5 protein-coding genes are annotated in these 5254 nt (G+C 62.0%); 4 read left to right on the top strand and 1 reads right to left on the bottom strand.

Annotation, left to right across the window (positions count from 1 at the left end):
* The 3 genes from VJR68_RS11810 to VJR68_RS11800 form a co-directional block, all read left to right on the top strand.
* Nucleotides 1–495 (top strand): ABC transporter ATP-binding protein (locus VJR68_RS11810; RefSeq protein WP_324147872.1); only part of this gene is annotated, 495 nt, incomplete at its 5' end.
* A 10-nt stretch (nucleotides 496–505) separates the two neighbouring features.
* Nucleotides 506–1675, top strand: coding sequence for an ABC transporter permease (locus tag VJR68_RS11805; RefSeq protein ID WP_324147871.1), 1170 nt, complete (start codon nucleotides 506–508; stop codon nucleotides 1673–1675).
* Nucleotides 1676–1689: 14 nt separating this feature from the next.
* Entirely contained in the window at nucleotides 1690–3006 is a 1317-nt protein-coding gene (locus VJR68_RS11800; protein ID WP_324147870.1) for an ABC transporter permease, read from the top strand.
* Between the two features lie 72 nt (nucleotides 3007–3078).
* Here the strand turns inward: VJR68_RS11800 and VJR68_RS11795 are convergent, their stop codons facing one another.
* Nucleotides 3079–4515 (bottom strand): MFS transporter, encoded by a 1437-nt coding sequence (locus VJR68_RS11795; RefSeq protein ID WP_324147869.1) that lies wholly within the window; start codon nucleotides 4513–4515, stop codon nucleotides 3079–3081.
* 83 nt (nucleotides 4516–4598) lie between these two features.
* Here VJR68_RS11795 and VJR68_RS11790 point away from each other — a divergent pair.
* Nucleotides 4599–5254 (top strand): LysR family transcriptional regulator (locus VJR68_RS11790; RefSeq protein WP_324147868.1); only part of this gene is annotated, 656 nt, incomplete at its 3' end.

The raw sequence follows: 5254 nt of genomic DNA, 5'->3' as shown, positions 1-5254 counted from the left end.
CTCAGCGTGGACGGCAAGCGCATCGACAAGATGGGCGAAAGCCAACTGGCGCGCTGGCGCGCCGGCAACGTCGGCTTCGTGTTCCAGTTCTACAACCTGATGCCGGGACTGACCGCGCAGAGGAATGTGGAACTGCCCTTGTTGTTGACCAGGCTGTCGGCTTCGCAACGCAGGAAGAATGCCGGGATTGCACTTCAATTGGTGGGGCTGGCCGACCGTGCTTCGCACAAGCCCGGTGAACTCTCGGGTGGCCAGCAGCAGCGCGTCGCGATCGCGCGCGCCATCGTGTCCGACCCGACCCTGCTGGTCTGCGACGAACCGACCGGCGACCTCGACCGCCAATCGGCCGAGGAAGTCCTGGGACTGTTGCAAAAACTCAACCGCGAGCACGGCAAGACCATCGTGATGGTCACGCACGATCCCAAGGCGGCCGAATACGCCGATCACACCCTGCATCTGGACAAGGGTACGCTGGTCGAGCAGGCCACGGCGTGAGGAGGCGGCGATGAAATACTTTCATCTCATCTGGGCGGCGCTGTTTCGGCGCAAGACGCGCACCATTCTTACGCTGGTGTCGATTGCCGCCGCATTTCTGCTGTTCGGCATGCTCGATGCCGTCCGCACGTCATTTGACCAGGCGGGCAAGAGTGCCAACGGTGCGCAGCGCCTGCAAACCGGTTCCAAGCTGTCGTTTATCGATACCTTGCCGCAAGGCTTGGGCGGAAAGATCGAAACCGTGCCCGGCGTGAAATCGGTGGCCTATGCCAACTGGTTCGGCGGCGCGTATCAGGATCCACGCAATCAGGTGTTCACTTTCGCCGTCAGCGACAGCTACATCGATCAATATCCGGAAGTGCAGGTCAGCGACGATGCGCGCAAGGCATTTACGAATACCCGCATCGGGATACTGGTCGGCGAAAAACTGCTGGAGAAATATCACTGGAAAGTAGGCGGCCAGATTCCGCTGCAATCGAACATCTTTCCGCAGCAGGACGGCAGCAAGAACTGGACCTTCCAGATCGTGGGCGTGCTGCATCCTACCGACCAGAGTGTGGCCTTCTACGGCCAGATCATCCTGATGCATTGGAAGTATTTCGACGATGCCGTGATGAAGGGCTACAACAATGGTCAGGTGGGCTGGTTTGTCACGCGCGTCAAAGACGTGAACCAGGCGGACCAAGTAGCCAAGGCCATCGATGCGTTATCGGCCAATTCGGACCATGAAACGCGTACGCAAACCGAAGCCGCCGCAACAGCATCGTGGATGAAGCAGCTGGCCGATATCGGCTTGATCGTCGGATCGATCATGGGTGCGGTGTTCTTCACGCTGCTGTTGTTGACGGGCAACACCATGATGCAGGCGGTGCGTGAACGCACCTCGGAACTGGCGGTGCTCAAAACGCTGGGCTTTTCCGATCGCGGCGTGCTGTCCATGGTGCTGGCCGAATCCGTGCTGCTGGTATTGCTTGGCGGCGTGATCGGTATTGCCTTGGCAGCTGCCTTGATTCCCGGCGTCAGCGCCAGCAGCGGCGGCTTTTTGAATCTGCCTACGGTAGGGGCAAACAGCTGGTTGCTCGGTATCGCGCTGATGCTGGTCATTGGCCTGGTAGTGGGGGCGATTCCCGCGTGGCGGGCGATGCGCCTGAATATTGTCGATGCCCTCGCTGGCCGCTAACAGGAGCCAAGCACATGAAGTTTCTATTCAATCTCGGCGTGTTGTTGCTGTTGATCGTGACGTTGTGGGTGTGGGTGCAATTGCCCTGGTTCGCCGTGCTGGCACTCGTGGTTGTGTTTGCCGCGTGGATGGCGCTCAGCCTGCGCGGTCGGCAAGCCGCATCGGTTACCGGCGTGGGCATCAGCACGCTCAGGCAGCGACTGGGTTCATCGTCCGTGGTGGTGATCGGTATTGCCGGCGTGGTCGGCGTGCTGGTGGCGTTGCTGGCGATGGGCGAAGGCTACAGCGAAACCCTGCGCGCAACGGGCAGCGAGGACTCGGCCATCGTGTTGCGCGGTGGCTCGGCGACGGAAGTCAGTTCCGTGTTGAACCACGACAGCATCGTAGTAATCGAGCAAGCGGCTGGTATCGCACGCGATAAGCAGAACAAGCCGATCACCTCAGGTGAAATCGTGGTGGCGGCGAACCTGCCGGTCAAAGGCGGAGCAACGGATGAGGAAGGCAGTGTGCAGGTGCGCGGCGTCGGCGAGCAGGCGTGGGCGTTGCGTCCCAATGCCAAGATCATTGCCGGCCGCAGCTTCCAGCCCGGCATGCGCGAGCTGGTGGTGGGGCAGGGTGCACGGCGGCAATTCGCCGGCCTGGAACCTGGGCATGACATCAAGCTGGGCACGCAAACGTGGCGGGTGGTTGGCGTCTTCGCTTCCGGCGATGCCTACGACTCGGAAATCTGGGGCGATGCGAATGTCGTTGCGGATACCTATCGCCGCGGCAGCAGCCGAACCTCGGTATTTGTAAAGCTCACCGACGCGAAGGCGCTCAGCACTTTCAAGGCGGCACTCGCCAATGATCCGCGCTTGCAGGTGGATGTAGATACCACGCTCAACTACTTCAGCAAGCAATCGGAAGGCATGAGCAAGGTGATGCGCGTGATGGGCATTACCGTCGGCTCGATCATGGCTATCGGTGCCATCTTCGGTGCGCTCAACACCATGTTCGCGGCCGTCGCCGCCCGTGCGCGCGAAATCGCCACGCTGCGTGCCATCGGTTTTCGCGGTGTCCCGGTGGTGGTGGCGGTGATGGTGGAAACCATGCTGCTGGCGCTGCTTGGCGGCGTGATCGGCGGCGTGCTGGCGTGGCTGATCTTCAACGGGTGGAGTGCTTCCACCTTGGCCATGGGCAGTACCGGGCAGCTGGCGTTTACCTTCAAGGTGACGCCGCCATTGCTGTGGGAAGGCTTGAAGTGGGCGTTGGCGATCGGTTTCGTCGGCGGCTTGTTCCCGGCTCTGCGTGCAGCGCGCTTGCCCGTCACTACGGCCTTGCGCGAACTTTGATCCAGCAACGTAGGCTGGGATGACAATCCCAGCATCGGATATAGAGGTGCTGGGATGTCATCCCAGCCTACGTCAATCGATGGCGACAGTGATGGCTGAGGCATGATGTCGATTGACCCGCCCCATGCGCGTCGACAACAACGCCACCACCAGCAGTGCGCCGACGTTGCAGCACAGGCCGATGGCAAAAGCATGCTCATAGGCTCTCGCACCCGTTTGCCCGTGCAGCGCGGTGTAGAACACGCCGCCGATGATGGCGACACCCAGCGCCGCGCTGATTTGCAAGGCCGTGATCACCATGCCCGACGCCAAACCCGCGTGCTTGGTTTCCACACTGCTGATGACGGCGCGAATCAGTGCCGGCAACGCCGCACCAAAACCGAAGCCTCCCAAGGCAAGTCCTGGCATAAGCGCACCATGCGGCAGCGCGTGCCATACCGTGGCGATCAGGACGCCAAAGCCGAGCGCTTCGCACAGGCACGCCAGCGGCAAGGCGCGATGACCTAATGCATCGATCAAACGTGATGCCAGCATGGAGCCGCCGAAAAAGCCGATCGTAAATGGCACCGTTGCCAATCCTGCCTGGAACGCGCTGTGCTGAAGGCCGCTTTGCAAATACACCGCAAACGTCAGGAAGAACGATGAGGTGAGATAGATCCCCAGGGCAGCCAATATCCCTACGGAAAAATCGCCTTCGCCAAACAGCTGCACGTCGATCAACGGCGAACCGCCGTGTTTCGCGACGCGCGCTTCAAAACGCACGAACACCACGAACATGATGAGCGAGCCGACCAACATCGCATACGTCCATGCCGGCCAGCCTTGCTCACGACCTTCCACCAGCGGGTACACCAACAAGGCCAGGGCGATCGACAGCAAGGCGACGCCGCCCAGGTCCAGCCGCAAGGCATGTTCCGCGCGCGACTCGCGCAGCAACGCGAAGCCGGCGATCAATGCAGCCACACCCACCGGCAGATTCACCAGGAAGATCAACTGCCAGCCCATGCCCCACAGGTGGCTCGACACCAAGGCGCCGCCAAGCAAGGCGCCCAGCGTGGCGGCCACGCCGAAGGTTGCGGAATACAAACCCAGTGCACGTGGTTGTTCGGCATGCGGAAACATGACGCGGATCGATGCCAACACTTGCGGTGCCAGTGCGGCTGCCGTCATACCCTGCAAAATGCGCCCGGCCAGCAGCGCTTCCGACGACCAGGCCAATCCACACATCAGCGAGGCCAGGGTGAACCCCGCGATGCCGAGCAGGAACATCCGCCGCCGGCCATAAAGATCACCCAGCCTGCCGCCGGTGATCAGGAATACCGCGTAGGTTGCCGCGTACGCTGAGATCACGAACTGCAACTGCGCGGCGCTCGTATGCAAGGCCGTACGGATCGAGGGCAGCGCCACGTTCACGATGAAGAAATCCAGCGGCGGCAGGAACGCACCCGCCAACAACACGGGTAAAGCCAACCATCGCCGCGGATCGCCCGCAGCGTCATGCGTATTCATGCCCAACTCCTGCGGCAAACAGCTTGGCGACCATGCTAGTTCCAGCCTAAGATAAGTAACACTCATGATTGAGCGATTTAGTCATGACAAATGAAAATGCTTACTTGCGCCGCCCGCTGGATCTGGATGCCGTCCAGGCCTTCGTGCTGGTGGCCGACCTCAACAGCTTTACCCGCGCCGCCGAAGCCATCGGCACCACACAGTCCGCCATCAGCCTGAAACTGAAGCGCCTGGAAGACCGCCTCGGGCACCGCCTGCTGGAGCGCACACCGCGACGCGTGCGGCTGTTATCCGAAGGCGAAGCGTTCCTCGGCGCAGCACGCGAGCTGCTGGATGCGCACGAACGCGCCTTGCATCGCCGGGTTGCCGCGCGGCTCAACCTGCGCATCGGCATCAGCGACCAGGCTGCCGGCACGGACCTGCCGTCCCTGCTGGCCAAGCTCGGCGCTTACGATCGCGCGCTCAGCATGGAAGTGCGTGTCGGTGCCTCGCACGGCCTGCTAGCGGCGTACGACCGCGGCGACGTGGATGTGGCCATCGTCTGCCGCGACGGTGTGCGCGGCGATGGCGAGCGCCTATTCGTGGAGCCGTACGCGTGGTATGCGCTGCCGGGTTTCGAATGGCCGCGCGAAGAACCGCTGCGCATTGCGTCGCTGGCCGCGCCATGCACGATTCGCGCGCGGGCACTGAAAACCTTGGACGATGCCGGCCTGCCGTGGACCGAGGTGTTCGTCGGCGG

Source organism: Dyella sp. (assembly GCF_035277725.1).
Lineage (GTDB): Bacteria > Pseudomonadota > Gammaproteobacteria > Xanthomonadales > Rhodanobacteraceae > Dyella_B.
The sequence above is the reverse complement of the archived record's forward strand: the minus strand, read 5'-3'. Positions and strand labels throughout refer to the sequence as shown.